Source organism: Pseudomonas sp. GW821-FHT04C07, assembly GCF_059420325.1.
Genome location: NZ_JBWKTM010000015.1, coordinates 40174 through 58397 on the forward strand (window position 1 = coordinate 40174; position 18224 = coordinate 58397).

At 64.0% G+C, this 18224-nt stretch carries 3 protein-coding genes; all 3 read right to left on the reverse strand.

From position 1 onward, the window contains the following. Window positions 1–3: 3 nt before the first annotated feature. On the reverse strand, window positions 4–13938 hold the full coding sequence (locus tag AC07UI_RS24100) for a non-ribosomal peptide synthase/polyketide synthase (RefSeq protein ID WP_494994865.1): 13935 nt from the start codon (window positions 13936–13938) through the stop codon (window positions 4–6). A gap of 58 nt (window positions 13939–13996) precedes the next feature. Beyond that, entirely contained in the window at window positions 13997–17059 is a 3063-nt protein-coding gene (locus AC07UI_RS24105; RefSeq protein WP_494994866.1) for a non-ribosomal peptide synthetase, read from the reverse strand. Window positions 17060–17170: 111 nt separating this feature from the next. Continuing rightward, the gene (locus AC07UI_RS24110) at window positions 17171–18217 is read right to left on the reverse strand and encodes a TauD/TfdA family dioxygenase (RefSeq protein ID WP_494994867.1); all 1047 of its coding nucleotides are present in this window, start codon (window positions 18215–18217) and stop codon (window positions 17171–17173) included. Between the last annotated feature and the right edge of the window lie 7 nt (window positions 18218–18224).

Genomic DNA, 18224 nt, shown 5'->3' on the forward strand with positions numbered 1-18224 from the left:
GGCTCACTTCTTCGGCCCCAGGCGTTTGAGCAGGGTGTCGAGCGTCGCCTGGTTCATGCCTTTGGCCAGCGGGAAGTCCGACGGCATCAGCGTCCCGGCCTGCGGGTCGAGGCAATGCCCAACCAGTGCTTGCAGGTGTTCCAGCAGACGGCCAGGCAAGCGGCTGTCAGCGGCCGGGGTGACGCTGTGCCATTCGACACGCAGTACGCCGTCTTCCAGCCAGGCCACCACTTCACGGCCATGGGTCACCCGGTTGGCCAACGCCACTTCCGGCGGCGGGGTCAGGGTGCTGGCGCGCAACCAACCCTGCGGCGTTTGCTCATGCCCCAGGTAGTTGAACAGCACATCGCCACGGCCCGGCGGCAACTCGCCGCGTTGACGCAGCAGCCCATGGCCAAGGCCCTGACCCGGCACGGCGCGCAAGGCTTCCTTGGCGTTGCGCACCCGATCACCGGGGGGGCCGCTTGCGTTCACGCACAACGGGAACAGGGTGGTGAACCAACCGACGGTGCGGCTGACATCCAGGCCTTCGAACGGCGCATCGCGGCCATGGCGCTCCAGATCCACCACGATGTCGGCGCGGCTTTCGGCTTCCGCCAGGGTGGCGGCGAGGGCGGCAATCAGCAGTTCTTCCGGTTGCGTGCGGTACGCGGCCTGGGACTCGGTCAGCCATTGGTGGGTGCGGGTGGCATCCCAGCGAGCCGACAACGTCTGCCGCTCGGCGACTGTGGCCACCGGCGGGATGTTCGCGGTGGTCTGGGCGTTCCAGTAGCGCTGTTCGGTACCGACCGTGGCCGCATGGGCGTGCAGGTGCTCGGCCCATTGCCGGTAGGACGTGGTTTTCGCCGGCAGACTCGGCTTCTCGCCACGTTCCAGCCCTTGATACAGCTGCTGGAAATCTTCCAGCAACGGCGTCCACGACACCGCGTCTACGACCAGGTGATGCGCGACCAGATACAGGCGTTGCGGTTCGCCCTCCAGCAAGGCCGCCGCGAACAGTGGGCCGTGTTGCAGGTCCAGGTTTTGCGCGATGCTTTCCAGTTGCTCCAAATGCTCGCAGCACGTCAATTGCGCGGGTGCAACGGGGGCGAGGTGTGCTTGCCATTGCCCGTCAACCTCGGTGAAGCGCAGGCGCAAGGCGTCGTGATGGGCGACCAGTCGGTCCAGCGTTGCCTGCACGAGGTCCGGCTGCAGACGACGGTCGCTGTCGGCCAACACCGACTGGTTCCAGTGCGCGGCCTGCGGCTGATGTTGGTCGAAGAACCACTGATGCAACGGCATCAGCGGCATCGCACCGGTCACGTCGCCTTGTTCGGCCAGGGTCAGCAGCGGGCTGGCCACCTGAGCCAATGCCGCCGGGGTCGGCGAGCGGAACAGGTCTTTTGGCGTGAGCGAGTAGCCATGCTCACGCAGCCGCGAGATCAGCTTCAAACCGAGAATCGAATCACCGCCCAGGGCGAAGAAACTGTCCGAGGTACCGACCTCGCGACCACCGGTCAAGGCTTCGCCGAGCAGTTCGCCGAACAACTGGCAGAGCAGGGTTTCCAGTTCATTGCGCGGTGCGGCGTAATCTTCCTGAGTCTGTGGCAATGGCAGGGCGGCCAAGGCCTTGCGGTCGATCTTGCCGTTGGCTGTCAGGGGTAGGGCCGGTACTTCGACCCATACCGCTGGCACCATGTACGCCGGCAGCTCGGCGCTGAGTAGGGCGCCCAGCTCCGACTGCGCAGCGCTGCTGCTGTAGAACGCCACCAAGCGGTTGTCGATCACCAGGGTGCAGGCGCCGGTGATTGCAGGCTGGTTCAGCAGCGCTGCATCGATTTCCCCCAGTTCGATCCGCTGACCGCGCAGTTTCACCTGATGGTCGAGACGCCCCAGGTATTCGATGTTGCCATCGGCGAGGAAGCGGCAACGGTCGCCGGTGCGGTACAGGCGATCACCGTCGATGAACGGGCTGGCGAGGAAGCGTTCCTCGGTCAGGTCCGGCCGTTTCAGGTAACCCCGAGCGACGCCGACCCCGCCGATGTACAGCTCGCCGATGCTGCCGATCGGCAGTGGCTGCATCGCCTCGTCGAGAATGTACAACCGCAGGTTGGCGATCGGTTGGCCGATCGGCACGACCAGGTCGTCCACCGAGCAACGCCATACCGAGACGTCGATCGCCGCTTCGGTCGGGCCATACAGGTTGACCAGCGCGGCCGGGTGTTGGCTCATGAAACGCCGCACCAGATCCACCGGCAGCGCTTCGCCGCTGGCAAACACCTGACGCAGGCTGCGGCAGTCGGTCAGGCTCGGCTCTTCGACAAAGGCGCGCAGCATCGACGGTACGAAGTGCAGGGTGGTGACCTGCTCTTGCTGGATCAATTGGCTGAGGTACGCCGGATCGCGATGACCGTCCGGACGAGCCACCACCAGCGTCGCGCCAGTGATCAGCGGCCAGAAGAACTCCCACACCGACACGTCGAAACTGTACGGGGTCTTCTGCAAGACGCGGTCGTTCGGGCCAATCGGGAAGGCGTCCTGCATCCAGTGCAGACGGTTCATCAAGGCGCCGTGTTCGTTCATCACGCCTTTCGGTTGGCCGGTGGAACCGGAGGTGTAGAGCACATAGGCCAGGTCGTGGGCGCTGACGCTGATCGGCTCGCCGACTTCAGCCTTTGGCAAGGCATCCAGCGTCCAGGCCTGGTGCCCGGCCGGCAGACGCGCCAGCCACTGCGGTTGAGTCAAGCTGACCTGGGCGTCAGCGTCGGCAATCAGGAACGCCAGACGCGCAGCCGGCAGTTCCGGATCCAGCGGCAACCACGCCGCACCGGCATGCACGATGCCGAGCAGGGCCACGACCATTTCCACCGAGCGCTGCATGCACACCGGGACGATGGCGCCGCTGCCAATACCGGCAGCACGCAACGTCCGGGCAACGGTTTGCGCGCGCTGATCGAGCTCGGCATAACTCAGGCGCTGGCCTTCGAACACCAGTGCCGGAGCGTTGGGGCTCAGCGCCGCTTGTTGGGTCAGGGCGGTGTGCAGGTTGCTCGGGCCGCTGTAATGACGTTCGGTAGCGTTCCAGCGATCCAGTTGCTGCTGATCCTGTTGTTGCGGGAACAGTTCAACCAGCGCCAGCTCCGGCGTCGCCACCAGAGCGTCCAGCAGGGCACACCATTGCGCGCTCCAGCGCTGCATCGTCGACTCGTCATACAGCGCCGCCTGGTATTCCAGCGCGAGGCTCATGTCGCTGCCGTCGTCCTGGACTTCCCAGCTCTGTTCGAACTTGGCATCGATCACCGGCAGCGTCTGCTCTTCGATGTTCAGCCCCGGCCATTGGCTGCTGTCCATGCGGCCGTGGTTGAGGGAGAACATCACCTGGAACAGCGGCGTGCGGTTAAGGTCGCGGCGTTGGGCCACGGCGCCGACCAAGGTGGCGAACGGCAGGTCGGCATGGGCCTGAGCTGCGCGCAGGTCTGCTTCAACGCTGGCGAGCAACTGCTCGGCCGGGGCCTGTTGGTCGACTTCACCGCGAATCACCAAGGTGTTTACCAGGCACGCCAGCAGCGCCTGGGTTTGTGGCTGATCACGTTGATCGGCCGGGGTGCCAAGGCGAATATCACGCTGACCGCTGTAGCGGGCGAGCAGGGCAGTCAGGGCAGTGGCCAGCACGACATAGGTGGTGGTGCCGCGTTGACGGGCGAACTGGCGGATCGCCTCGGCTCGCTGGGCGCCGAGGCTGACAGTCAGTTGTTGGGCGCGACGTTCCGCTTCGACACCGCGTGGATGGTCAAGCGGCAGGTCGAGTTGGTAGTCGTCCTGGCCGAGGTGGTTTTTCCAGTAATCCAGGCTGTCGTTGCGCCGAGCCTGGGTGTCCGGGTGCTGCTGCCACAGGGCGAAATCGACATAGTCGACGTCCAGCGCCGCCCAGACGGGCGACTGCCCGTTCAGGCCGGCGCTGTAGGCCTGGGCCAGTTCGTCGATCAGCAATTGCATGGCCCAACCGTCGGTAGCGCTATGGTGCAGGCACACCAGCAACAGGCTTTCGTCGCTGCCTTGACGTTGCAACAGTTGCGCGCGCCAAGGTGCGGCGGCAGCCAGGTTGAACGGTGCCATCAGCTCGTTCTGAGCAACGGCGCACGCCGCCGCCCAGTCTTGTGTGGCGACCGAAGTGACCGCGAGCGCCGGGCCGTGATCGTCGATCAACAACTGCGGCTCGCCCTGGACTTCGACAATGCGGCTACGTAGCACCAGGTGGCGCTCGCTGACCTGCTCGAACGCCTCACGCAAGGCCTGAACCTGAAGCTCGCCACGCAAGGTCAGGGCGAACGGCATGTGGTACTCGCGGGAATCCGGCACCAGGCGGCTGAGCATCCAGAACCGTTGCTGAGCCAGACCGAGTGGCAGTTGTGCCGGACGCGGCTGTGCGGTGATCAGTTCGCCCGGCATCGCCGCACGCAGATGACCGGCAAGCGCCGCCACCGTTGGTTGGGCAAATACCAGCGCCAGCGGCAGGGTGGCGCCGAGGCGTTCACGGACCCGGGCGACCAGCCGGGTGGCCAGCAAGGAGTGGCCACCGAGGTGGAAGAAGTGATCGTCGATTCCCACCGACGGGCATTCCAGCAGTTCGCTGAACAACTCGCAGAGCACCGTTTCAGTGGCGTTGCGCGGTGCTGTGCGTGGCTGGTCACTTTTCGTTTCAGGCAATGCCATGGCGGCCAGCGCTTTGCGGTCGAGCTTGCCGTTGCTGTTGAGTGGCAGGCTGTCGAGTTGCACCAAAAGGCTTGGGAGCATGTGCGAAGGCAGGCTGTCGCTCAATGCCGCGCGCAGTGCAGCTTCTTCGGCGTCACCACACCAGAAGCTCACCAGACGCTGATCAAGCAACAGCGTGGCGGCATCGCGAACGCCGGTCTGTGCCAGCAATTCAGCGTCGATTTCCCCCAGTTCGATCCGCTGACCGCGCAGTTTCACCTGATGGTCGAGACGCCCCAGGTATTCGATGTTGCCATCGGCGAGGAAGCGGCAACGGTCGCCGGTGCGGTACAGGCGATCACCGTCGATGAACGGGCTGGCGAGGAAGCGTTCCTCGGTCAGGTCCGGCCGCTTCAGGTAACCCCGAGCGACGCCGACCCCGCCGATGTACAGCTCGCCGATGCTGCCGATCGGCAGTGGCTGCATCGCCTCGTCGAGAATGTACAACCGCAGGTTGGCGATCGGTTGGCCGATCGGCACGACCAGGTCGTCCACCGAGCAACGCCATACCGAGACGTCGATCGCCGCTTCGGTCGGGCCATACAGGTTGACCAGCGCGGCCGGGTGTTGGCTCATGAAACGCCGCACCAGATCCACCGGCAGCGCTTCGCCGCTGGCAAACACCTGACGCAGGCTGCGGCAGTCGGTCAGGCTCGGCTCTTCGACAAAGGCGCGCAGCATCGACGGTACGAAGTGCAGGGTGGTGACCTGTTCCTGCTGGATCAATTGGCTGAGGTACGCCGGATCGCGATGACCGTCCGGACGAGCCACCACCAAGGTGGCGCCAGTGATCAGCGGCCAGAAGAACTCCCATACCGACACGTCGAAACTGTACGGGGTTTTCTGCAAGACGCGGTCGTTCGGGCCAATCGGGAAGGCGTCCTGCATCCAGTGCAGACGGTTCATCAAGGCGCCGTGTTCGTTCATCACGCCTTTCGGTTGGCCGGTGGAACCGGAGGTGTAGAGCACGTAGGCCAGGTCGTTGGCGCTGACGCTGATCGGTTCTCCGGCAGGCGCTGGTGGCAGGGCATCCAGCGTCCAGGCCTGGTGCCCGGCCGGCAGACGCGCCAGCCACTGCGGTTGAGTCAAGCTGACCTGGGCGTCAGCGTCGGCAATCAGGAACGCCAGACGCGCAGCCGGCAGTTCCGGATCCAGCGGCAACCACGCCGCACCGGCATGCACGATGCCGAGCAGGGCCACGACCATTTCCACCGAGCGCTGCATGCACACCGGGACGATGGCGCCGCTGCCAATACCGGCAGAACGCAACGCCCGGGCCACGGTTTGCGCGCGCTGATCGAGCTCGGCATAACTCAGGCGCTGGCCTTCGAACACCAGTGCCGGAGCGTTGGGGCTCAGTGCCGCTTGTTGGGTCAGGGCGGTGTGCAGGTTGCTCGGGCCGCTGTAATGACGTTCGGTAGCGTTCCGCTCGAACAGTTGCCGTTGACGCTCCGACACCGTCAACGGTGACCAGTCGCCGAGGCGAGTCTGTGGTGCATCGAGCATGGTTTCGAGCAATTGTTGCCATTGCGCCAGCCAACCTCGGGCCGTGGTTTCGCTGAACAGCGCGGCGCGGTATTCGAGCAATACCGACAACACCTCGCCGTCATGCACTTCCCAGTTCAAGTCGTACTTGGTGGCCTGAGCGGTCACCGCGCGTTCGCGCACCTGCAATTGCGGCCAGTGGCTGGTCGAAGTGTCGGCGTTCTGCATCACGAACAATACCTGGAACAGCGGCGTCTGGCCGAGGCTGCGTTCTGGCGCCAGGTGCTCAACCACCTGATCGAACGGCACGTCCTGATGCTGCTGGGCATCCAGCACGCGGTTGCGTACCTGGCTCAGCAAACCTTCGAAATCCAGCGCCGGGTCGAGGTCGGTGCGCATCACCAGGGTGTTGACGAAGCAACCGATCAGCGGCTGCAGTTCGGCCAGCGGACGCTGGCCGACCGGACTGCCGATCCGTACGTCGCGCTGGTTGGCGTAGCGCCCCAACAGCAGTTGCGCTGCACTGAGCATCAACATGTACAGGGTGGCGCCGCGTTGTTGGGCGAACTGCCGCAAGCGTCCCACCAGTTCTGGCGGCAACTGCAGTTGTACCGCGCCGGCAACCGGGTCCAGCTGGTTTGGCCGCCCCTGTTCGGTGGGCAGGTCCAACAGGTAATTGCCGTCTTCCAGTTGCGTGCGCCAGTACTCGAGTTGACCACGGAACAATGCCTGCTGCTCTGATTCGCGCTGCCAGAGCGCGTAATCCGGGTATTGCAGCGCCAGATTCGGCAGTGCGGCGACGGTGCCTAGGCATTGAGCGGCGTAGAACTGCGCGAGTTCATCCAGCAGGTTCTGGCTGGATGCATCGTCGGTGGCGCAGTGGTGCACGGTCAGCAACAGCAACGCCTGGGCGCGACCGCTGCGCTGTATCAGCGTGGCGCGGATCGGCACTTGGGTGGCAAGGTCGAAACGGTGTCCGGTTTCGGCGTGGATGGCCTCGTCGGTCAGCTGTTGCCAGGTATCGTCGGTGGGCGCGTCCAGCGCTGCCACGCGCAAGGTGAGGTGGGCGTCGGTTTCGATGATCAGCGCCAACTCGCCAGCGGTATCGCGCACGATCCGGCTGCGCAGGATTTCGTGGCGTTGAACCACGCTGTTCAGGGCCGACTGCAAGGCCTGGGTGTTCAGCTCACCGTCGAACTGCACGGCGCTGACCACGTTGTATTCGCCACCGCCGGCGCTCAATTGCTCGAGGAACCACAAGCGTTGCTGTTCGAACGACAACGGCAAACGGGCGGGACGTGCCACCGGGATGAAGGTCGCCGCTGGCGCTTGCAGCGGCTCACCCAACAGGGCGGCCAGCGCGTCGAGGGTTGGGTGTTCGAACACTGCACGTAGTGACGGAACCTTGGCGAACTGTTGGCGCAGACGGGCAAACAGCACCGCCGCCAGCAGCGAATGACCGCCGAGGTAGAAGAAATGACTGTCGCGACCAATCTGGGTCAGCTGCACCTTCAGCAGCTCGGACCACAGGGCGGCGAGTTGCTGTTCGGCGACGGTGCGCGGCGGGTCCTGCGCATCCGGTTCAGCCTGGATGTCCGGCGCTGGCAGGGCCTTGCGGTTGAGTTTGCCGTTGTCGGTCAGCGGCAATTCATCGAGCAGCACGAACGCTGACGGCACCATGTAGTCGGGCAGGGCGGCGCCGATGGTTTTGCGCCAGGCGTTGATGTCGGCCTGCTGGTCGCAGGTGACGTAAGCCACCAGACGCTTGTCGCCGGGCAGGTCTTCTCGGGCCAGCACCACCGCCTGACGGACACCCGGTTGGGCGCCGATCAAGGCTTCGATTTCACCCAGCTCGACACGGAAACCACGGATTTTCACCTGATGGTCCATGCGCCCCAGGTATTCGAGCTGACCGTCGGGCAGCCAGCGCACCAGGTCGCCGGACTTGTACATCCGCGCACCCGCCAGCGGTGAGAACGGGTCTTCGATGAACACCTTCGCGGTCTGTTCGGCGCGGTTGAGGTAGCCCAGGGTCACACCGGCACCACCGATGTGCAGTTCACCCGGAACGCCGACCGGCATCGGATTGAGAAAGGCATCGAGCACGTAAGTGCGCACGTTGGCAATCGGCCGCCCGATGATCGGACGCTGCGGGTAGTCGTCGACGGCGCACCCGGTCGCATCAACGGTGCATTCGGTGGGGCCGTAAGTGTTGAAGAAGCGGCTGCCGGCAATCGATGGCAGGCGCTGCCAGAGCTGCGCATCCACCGCGTCGCCACCGAACAGCACGAAGCGCGGCAGGTAAACCTCGCCCCGGCGCACGCCGTCGCTTTCGAGCAAGACCTTGAGCTGCGCCGGGGTGCATTCGAAAGCGTCCAGACGGGTTTCGCGGAAAAACTGCGCCAGTGCCTCGGGGTCGTAGCGCACGTCTTCCGGGGTCAGGTACAGGCTATGGCCGTCGAGCAGCAGGATGAGCTCGGCCACCGAACTGTCGAAGGCAAACGAATAGTTGAAACTGCTGCGCATCGGTTGATCGGTGTAGCGCCGATACAGGCCATGGATGCGCGCCCAGGCCAGGTTGACCACCGAACCGTTGGTGACCAATGTGCCCTTGGGCTTACCGGTCGAGCCGGAGGTGTACATGATGTAGGCCAGGTCATCGGGACCGGCCAGTGGCGTGAGGTTGTTGTCCGGCTGATCGGCGAACAGTGCCGCGTCGCTGTCCAGGCGCAAGCGCGGCAGTTCGGCACCCAGCTGCTCCAGTAAGCCCTGCTGGCCGATGAACAACGCAGGTTGCGCGTCTTCGAGCATGTACGCCAGACGATCCACCGGGTAGGTCGGGTCCAGCGGCACGTAGGCGCCACCCGCTTTGAGAATGCCCAGCAAACCGATCAACAACTCCAGCGAGCGCTCGACACACAGTGCCACCGGGCGATTGGCGACCACGCCTTGACTGCGTAGGTAATGCGCGACCTGATTGGCCCGACGGTTCAGTTTGCCGTAGCTCAGGCTGCGGCCTTCGAAGCACAGCGCGTCACGCTCCGGGGTGCGCTCGGCCTGCTGCTCAAACAGTTGGGCGAAGGTCAGGTGTTGCGGCACCTCCATCTCGGTACGGTTCCACTCGACCACGGTGCGCTGCCATTCCGCTGCCATCAACAGCGGCAGGGCGGCCACCGGGCGTTGCGGCTCGGCGAGCATTTGCTCAAGCAAGTGTTCCAGGCGGGCGAGGGTTTGGCGGGCGCTGTCGGCGGCGAACAGATCCAGGGCGAACATCAGCTCCAGCTGAATCGGCGTATTGGCCGGGCACAGCACGTGCAGGTCCAGATCGCATTCGGACTGTTTGAGCGGGGTGTCGAGGGCTTCGAATTCCAGCCCCGGGAAGCGCAACCGCGATTCCATGGCCAGTTGCTGGGCGACCATCACTTGATACAGCGGCGCATGACTGAGGCTGCGCGGCAGTTGCAGGCTGTCCACCAGTTGCTCGAACGGCAGATCCTGATGCTGCAAACCCTCGCGCAGACGCTGGGCCACCTGGCCGACCAGCGCGGTGAAATCCGCTTGCGGCTCAAAGTCGGCACGGATGGCCAGGTTGTTCAGCAAAATGCCGAGCAAACCTTCGGTGCCCGGTTGTTCACGGTGGGTGACCGGGGTGCCGATCAACACGGTGGCATCGCCACTCAAACGGTGCATCAGCACGGCGAACCCGGCGAACAACACGGTGAACGGTGTAGTGCCCAGGCGACTGGCAAAGGCTTGCACCCGGCCACTGAGGTCGGCACTGAGTTCACGCTGCACGATGCCGGCGCGGTAGGTTTGCACCGAAGGCCGTGGATAGTCGGTGGGCAAGGCCAGCAGCGGACTGCCTTCGCTGTTGCGACGATCCAGCGTGGTGGTCCAGTAATCAAGTTGGCGCTTGAGTTCGGCGCCTTGCAGGTGTTCGCGCTGCCACAGGGCAAAATCGGCGTATTGCACTGCCAGGGCCGGGAGCTCGGCGGGCGCACCGTTGCAACGGGCTTCATAACCGAGCGCCAGTTCGCGCAGGGCGATGGTCGCCGACCACGCGTCCGAGACCAGGTGATGCAGGGCGATGCCCAGCACATGTTCACCCGGTGCAACACGTAGCAGTCGTGCACGCAGCAACGGCGGCGAGGTCAGGTCGAACGGCTGCTCAAAGGTTTCTTGCAGGGCATTGAACTGCGCACCTTCGCGAGCAGTGGCGCCCAGGCCCGACAAGTCATCGAACGGCAATGCAATGTTCAACGATTCGCTGATGTGCTGGCTGGGCACGCCATCAGTGCTGCGGATGCCGGTGCGCAGGATTTCATGACGCACCAGCAAATCATTCAGGCTGGCGTGCAGCGCTTCGACGTTGAGTTCACCTTTGAGATGCAGGGCAAACGGGATGTTGAACAGCGTCGTGCCGGGCGTCAGTTGCTCGATGAACCACAGGCGTTGTTGCGAGAACGACAGCGGCAGTAGCGCCGGGCGCACCTGGGCTTTAGGCGCACTGATCGCGGCGGCTTGCGGCGCTGCAGCGTCAGCCTGGCGCGCGGCGATGGCGACAGCCAGCAGCGCCACGGTCGGTTGTTCGAACAGCACCCGCAACGGCAGGTCGAGTTTGAAATGGGTGCGCAGGCGCGCGACGATCTGGGTGGCCAGCAGCGAGTGGCCGCCGAGGGTGAAGAAGTTGTCTTCCACGCCTACGGTGTCGCGACCCAGAACCTCAGCCCAGATCTTCGCCACGGCAGCTTCCAGCTCGTTGCGTGGCGCAATGCTTTCCTGGGTATCGGCCTGCCAGTTCAGTTCCTGGGCGGCCAGGGCCTTGCGGTCGACCTTGCCGTTGTTGTTCAGCGGCAAACGCTCCAGGCACACGAACGCGGCCGGCACCATGTACGGCGGCAGTTGTGCGCGCAGGTGTTCGGTTAGCCCGTCGTTGCCCAACGTATCGTCATGGGCCGACCAGTAGGCCACCAGCCAGGCTTCGCCAACGCTGTTTTCGCGCAGCAGCACGGCGGCTTCGCGCACGTTCGGGTGCTGGGCCAGACGGTGTTCGATTTCGGTCAGTTCGATCCGGTGACCGCGCAGTTTCACTTGCTGGTCGCGGCGGCCGAGGTATTCGATCACCCCATCGGCACGCCAGCGCCCGAGGTCACCGGTGCGGTACACGCGACCTTCAAGCTGCGGGTGGTCGATGAATGCGTCAGCGGTGCGTTGCGGATCGTGCAGGTAGCCGCGGCCGACGCCGACGCCACCGACACAGATTTCCCCGGCAACGCCAATCGGCACCGGCCGCAGCGCTTCGTCCAGCACGTACAAGCGGTTGTTGGCGGTCGGCTGGCCGATGGGCATATGGCTGACATTAGCGTCCGGCGCTTCGAAAATCGGCTGGAAGGCCACGTCGTCGGCACATTCGGCCGGACCGTAGGCGTTCATCAACGCGATGTCGGGGAAACGCGCAAACCAGTCCCGGGCCACGGTCGGCGGCAGCGCTTCACCGGTGGGCAGCACCCAGCGCAGATCGGGCAGTTGCAGGTCACACGGGCACAGCGCAAGTAGCGTGCGCATCAGGCTCGGGACAATTTCCAGCACGCTGAGGCGGTCGCTGGCGATGACTTGCAGAAGGCGTTGTGGGTCGTGCGCCACGTCGTCCGGCAGGATGTGCAGCGTGGCGCCCAGTACTGGCGCGGCGAGGAACTGCCACACGGAAATGTCGAAGGCCACCGAAGCGGTCTGTGGAATTCGGTCTTCGGCGTTCAGCCCCAGGGCCGGCACTTTGCCGAAGATGTTATTGAGCATGCCGCGTTGTTCGATCATCACGCCTTTGGGCGTACCGGTCGAGCCCGAGGTAAACAGCACGTAGGCCAGGCTGTCCGGGCCGCCGAGCAACGGCAGCGGCGCATCGTTGGCGGACTTCCAGCAGGCTTCGGCGAGCAGGGCGTTTGGTGCCTGATCGAGGCCGCTGAGCAACTGGTCGACCAGAGCGCTGCACTCTTCGCTGGCCACCAGCAACGGTGCGCGGGACAGGCTGAGGATTTCCCGCAGGCGCTCGGGCGGGTGATTGACTTCAAGGGGCAGCATAGCTGCGCCGGTCTTGAACACGGCAATCATCATGGTCAACAGCGCCAGACCACGCGGGGCCACCAGCGCGACCAGTTGATCTTCAACGGCACCGGCCTCGCGCAAGGCATGCGCCAGGCGCGTGGCGCGCTGATCCAGCTCGGCGTAGGTCAGGGATTCACCGTCGCAGATCGCAGCAATCTGCCCGCCGCGTTGGGCGACCTGGGCGGCAAACAGTTCGGCGTAACTATGATCCAGCGGGAAGTCGTGGGGATTGACGGCCCAGTCGCTCAACAGTTGCTGACGCTCATCAGCGGCCAGCAGTTCGAAACTGCCCAGCGGCGCATCCGGTGCGGCGAGCATGCTGCGCACCAGGCTGGCGATGTGACCAAGCAAGCGCTGCACGGTCGACGCCTCGAAACGCTCGCGATCGTAAGACACACGAATGCCCAACTGCTCGCCGGGCAGGATCACTACGGTCAATCCATAGTGGGTGTGCACGCTGTGGTCCATACCTTCGAGGCTGAACTGGAAACCGCCTTCCAGAATCTGCTCGTCGATCGGGGCGTTTTCGAATACCAGGATGCTGTCGAACAGGGTTTCACCCCGGGGGAAATCGCTCCAGCCCTGAATGTCGGTCAGGGGTGTGTGCTCAAAGTCGCGCATGTCGACGTTCAGCCCTTGCAGCGCGTTCAGCCAACTGCCGAGCGACGCGTCGGGGTCCACCGACACCCGCAGCGGCAGGGTGTTGATGAACAGGCCGATCATCTCTGCCACGCCGGTCAGCTCCGCCGGACGACCGGCGACGGTGACGCCGAACAGCACGTCGCGTTGGCCGCTATAGCGTGACAGCAACAGCGACCAGACACCTTGGAAGAAGGTGTTCGGGGTGATCCGGTGGCTACGGCAGAACGCTGCCAATGCCTGGGTTTCCTGCTCGGTCAGGTGAATCAGCTGATCGTCCACCAGCACCGCGTCGGTGTAACGGTCGCGGGTCACGCCGTTGTCCACGGTCAGCGGTGTGGGCGCATTCAGGCCCTGCAACTGGCCACGCCAGAACTGCTCGGCCTTGCCTGCATCCTGACGTTGCAGCCATTGGATGTAATCACGGAACGGGCGCGGGCTCTTGAGTTCAGGCGCGCGGTCATTGCACAGCGCCTCGTAGACTTTGAGGAAGTCCACGGTCACCAGCGAAATGCACCAGGCATCCATCAGGATGTGGTGGAAGCTGCGAATGAATTCGTAGGACTCATCGGCCAGTCGCACCAGGCGGAAGCGGATCAGCGGCGGCTTCGACAGGTTGAAACCGACTTTCTGTTCGTCCGCAAGCAACGTGCGGATCCGCGCTTCCTGTTCGTGCGGGGCGAGTCCGCGCAGGTCGAGGGTGTCCAGCGGCACCTTGACCTCGCGATGGATCACCTGCACCGGTTGTTTTTGGGTTTTCCACTGGAAACTGGCGCGCAGCGACGGGTGCAGCGCCACCACCTGGCGCCAGGATTCAAGGAATGCCACTTCATCAATGGCACCGCCGATGCGGTAGCGATCCTGCATCAGGTAAACGCCGGAGTCTTCATGCAGCAGGGAATGGAACAGCATCCCCTGCTGCAACGGCGACAGCGGGTAGATGTCTTCTATCGGATTGGCAGTGTTTTTTTCGGTGGTCATTGAAAGCGTCCTGCAAAAAAAGGGGCGACGGTGATGGCACGGCGGCGAGGGAAACCGGTCACAGGTCGGCCTCGCTCAGCTCGGCCATCAGCGCCTGCATTTCGTCATCGGACAGGCCCGAAGCGCTGAACTCGACGCTATCGGCAAGCGGCTCGACGGTGTCAGCGGCCAGCGGCTGTGCGACTTCGGCCATGGCCGCGATGGTCTGGCGCTCGAAGACATGCTTGGCCGAGAGCGCAATGCCTTGCTCATGGGCCTGGGCCACCACTTGCAGGCTGAGAATCGAGTCGCCGCCGATGGCGAAGAAGTTCTCGGTGACGCTCACGGTCGACAGCTTCAAGACCTTGGCGACGATGGCTTGCAGGGTGGTTTCCATCGCATTGCGCGGTGCCACGTGGGCGTCTTCGTCGAACTGGTCCGGGTCGGGCAACTGGCGGGTGTCGAGCTTGCCATTGGGCGTGCGCGGGAAGGTCGGCAGGGTCAGCACTCGGGTCGGCACCATGTACGACGGCAGGCGTTCACCGAGAAAACGCTTGATCGCTTCCGAGTCCGGCGCATAGCCATGCGCCGCCACAATGTAGGCCAGCAGACGTTTGCCGGCGGCGTGCTCTTGCACGATCACCGCGGCTTCGCGCACATCGCTATGGCTGCACAGTTGACGCTCGATTTCCCCGAGTTCGATGCGGTAGCCGCGTAACTTGACCTGATGGTCCTTGCGCCCGAGGAACGCCAGGCGTCCGTCCGCCAGCCAGCAGGCCAAGTCGCCCGTGCGGTAGGCGCGGGTACCATCGGCCAGGGTGACAAAGGCCTTGGCGGTTTCTTCGGGTTTGTTGCGGTAACCGCGCGCCAGGGTCGGGCCGGCGAGGACGATTTCGCCCGGTTCACCGATGCTGCTGGTGACGCCGTGTTCGTTCAGCACCCGCAGGTCCATGCCTGCAATCGGACGGCCAATGGTCAAGGCGCGGCTCGGATCCAGCACTTCATAGGTGGCCCAGACCGTGGCTTCGGTGGGGCCGTATTCGTTCACCAACCGGGCTTGCGGCAAGGTCTTGCTGTGCTGGGCGATCAATGAAGGCGGGCAGGCTTCACCAGCGACAATCCAGCACTCAAGGCTGTTGGCACCGCCATCGCGTTGCAATTGATCGAGCAAAGCCTGATACAGCGACGGCAGCGACAGACCGTGGCTGACCCGATGCTGGGCAATCAACTGCGCCAGACGGGCCATCTCCAGTTCTTCGCCTGTGGCTGGCAGCACCAGACGGCCGCCCTGGGCCAGGGTCCAGAAAATCCCGGCGACCGAGCTGTCAAAGGCAAACGATGACAGCAGCAGGTAAGCGCGCACCGGCGCCTCATAGGCGGCCATGCGCACTTGGGTCGATAAACTGAGTGCGCCGTGGCTGATTTCCACGGCTTTCGGTGCGCCGGTGGAGCCAGAGGTGTAAATCAGATACGCCAGGTCGTCCGCACCGGGCATGGGCAGTGGCGGCAGGTCACTGTTTTTTACAGTTGTCAGATCGTCAAGCACAAAGCGTTGCAGACTGGCGGGCACGCTGTCAGCCAATTCGGCGCTGACCACGATGTGCGCAATGGCACTGTCGGCGAGCATGTAGGCACGGCGATCCGCCGGGTAGCTCGGATCAACCGGCACGTAAGCGCCACCGGCCTTCAACACCGCGAGCATGGCGACGATGGCGGCGTTGCTGCGGGCGAACAGAATGCCGACGGGCACGCCCGGACCGATGCCGGCCGCCACCAGTTGATGGGCCAGATGCGTTGCGCAGGCATCGAGCCGGGCGTAGCTCAGGTCGCCGTCCTTGTCGCTGAGCGCGATGGCATTCGGCTGTTGCTGAACCTGACGGGCAATCAGCTCGACCAGGGTCACCGGTTCGATCGATGACAAGTTCGGTTGGGCACCGATAATTTGTGCTTGAAGCGGCCCGTTCAGTGGCAGATGAGCCCAGGCTTGCTGCGGTTCGGCCAGCGCGCCCAGCAGCAGCTGCAGCCATTGTTCGGCGAGGCAGGCCGCCGCTTCGCTGCTTAACGTGTGGCGGTCGTAAACCACCTGAGCGTGCAAGCTGTCGGGCAATTGACGAACATCCAGACAGGCCTTTACCGGGCTCATCACCGCGCTGGCATAACGCTCCCAGGTATCGCCCGAACGCCAGGCGAAGGCGTAACCGCCAGTCAGGTCCTGGGTGTAATAGTCCTGCCAACCAACCGTCCGCTCGATCATGGCGCCGACGTGTTGGCTTTGCTCCAGCAGGGTCGCCTGGGCCTGCAGATCGATGCGCACCAGCAGGCACTGCTCGAACAAACCCAGCGCGTTTTCAAGTTCCGGGCCACGGCTTTCGTGGATCAGTGTGATCGGGACTTGCTGCTGGCCGGCGAGTCGTCCGAGTACTGCAGCCCAGGCTGTCAGCATCAGGTTTGAGGTCAGGGACGGATGGCGGGCGAGATCGGCGGGCACTGCGATCTCCAGGTGTGCCGGCGCAAACACTTTGCCGCTGGTGGATTCAAGCGACAGCTGCAAGGCCGGCTGTTCGGTTTCGCTTAATGGTTTCCAGAAGCTCACGCCCGGATGGTCGGGCTCGTCTTCCGTCAGGCTCCAGCGCCACTCAGCGTAATCGGCGTATTGCAGAGCTTCGGACAGGTCCGGTTGAGCGTCTTGCAACAGCGCAGCAGCCAGCAGTTTCAGGCTGGCGAGGTCGAAGTGGCTGCTGGCGGCGGCCAGGTCCAGTACCGATTGTTCATCCGACAGTTGCACCAACGTCACGGACAGCGGGTTTGCCCAGTCGCGGGCCAGCGCAGCGAGGCTGGCCAGTGCAGCGTCCTGATCCGTGGGGCTGTGCCGACGCAAATCCTGTACGGTCACGGCCAGTGCACAAGTGTTGTGAATCACCTGCACCGGGTGCCGCAGACCCGGCACCGGCGTCAGGCGCGTGCGCAGGATTTCACTGTCGGCCATCAGTGCCAGCAGACGGCTGTTCAGCGAAATTGCGTCCACCGGACGGGACAACGACCACTGCAAATGGCAACTGAACGGGTGTTCGGTCGTGCCGTTGATGTGCGGGTACACAGATGCCTGTTGCGGCGAAATACGAAAACCTTGAAGTCCGCTCATGTTCAACTCGACTAAAAATGGGGCTTGAAACTGGGCCACGACAGCGGCGCTGAGGCTCGCCGAACAGATATCAGGCAACCTCTGGCGAGCAACTGGTGTACCCGTTGAAAGTCAGACGGCGACGTCACTCTGCAGCAGGGCCTCGGCCATGCCGGTCATGATTGCGCGCTTGCCGGTGAAAGGTTCGCGACCGTGCACCGCGAGCATGTTGTCGATGAACAACACGTCGCCCTGTTGCCAGCTGAAGCGCACCAGCGAGTCGAGGTAGGCCGCTCGCAGCGACTCCAGCACCTGCGGTTCAATCGGTTCGCCATCGCCATAAAAAGTGTTGGTGGGCAGGTCGAGGTCGTTGAAGTTGCTTTGCAGAGAATCGCGGATCGCCGGGGGCAGGGTGCTGATATGAAAGAAGGTCGCGTGGTTGAACCAGACTTCTTCGCCGGTACGCGGGTGACGCACCACCGCCGGCCCGCGCTGGCGTGTACGCAAGCGGTTGTTTTCTTTCCATTCCACTTCGATGCCGACGCTGGCGCAGTAGGCTTCCACTTCACTGCGGTCTTCGGACTGGAACACGGTCTGCCACGGCAGGCCGAAACCGTCGCCATAGTTGCGCACATACAGCACGCCTTTTTCACGGAACCGCGCTTCGATGTCGGGGCTGATCTTTGCCTTCACCGCACGGGTCGAGCCGATCGGGGTTTCGCCACCGGTCTCGGACGGGATATGGCAGTAAAAGAACAAACGCAGCGGAAAGCGTGGCGAATAGGAGTGTTCGTTGTGCGGAAAAATCATCTGGTCGGCCGGGTAGTCGGTCGAGGTATAAATGTTGCCGCCGACCCGGGTGCGCGGCGAGGCGCGGAACATGTATTCCAGCGCACCGGGGGAGAGGGCGGCGATCACCTGATCGAATTGCTCCACGGACAACACCGAGAACCCGCGAAACAGCAGGGCGCCGTATTGCAGCAGTTTCTTCTCAATGCTTTCACGTTCACGGGTCGCCCAGGCGACCAGATCGACGCCGCTGACCGCCGGCTCAATCACCAGCGGCAAGGCGTGGTCCGGGCTGAGCAGGCGCTCGCTGACCAGTTGCTGTTCCGAGACGTTCATGGCTTTGCGGCGCACAGCGCCGAGGGCGCGAGACGATGGGGGCACGATAGACATAAAGGCA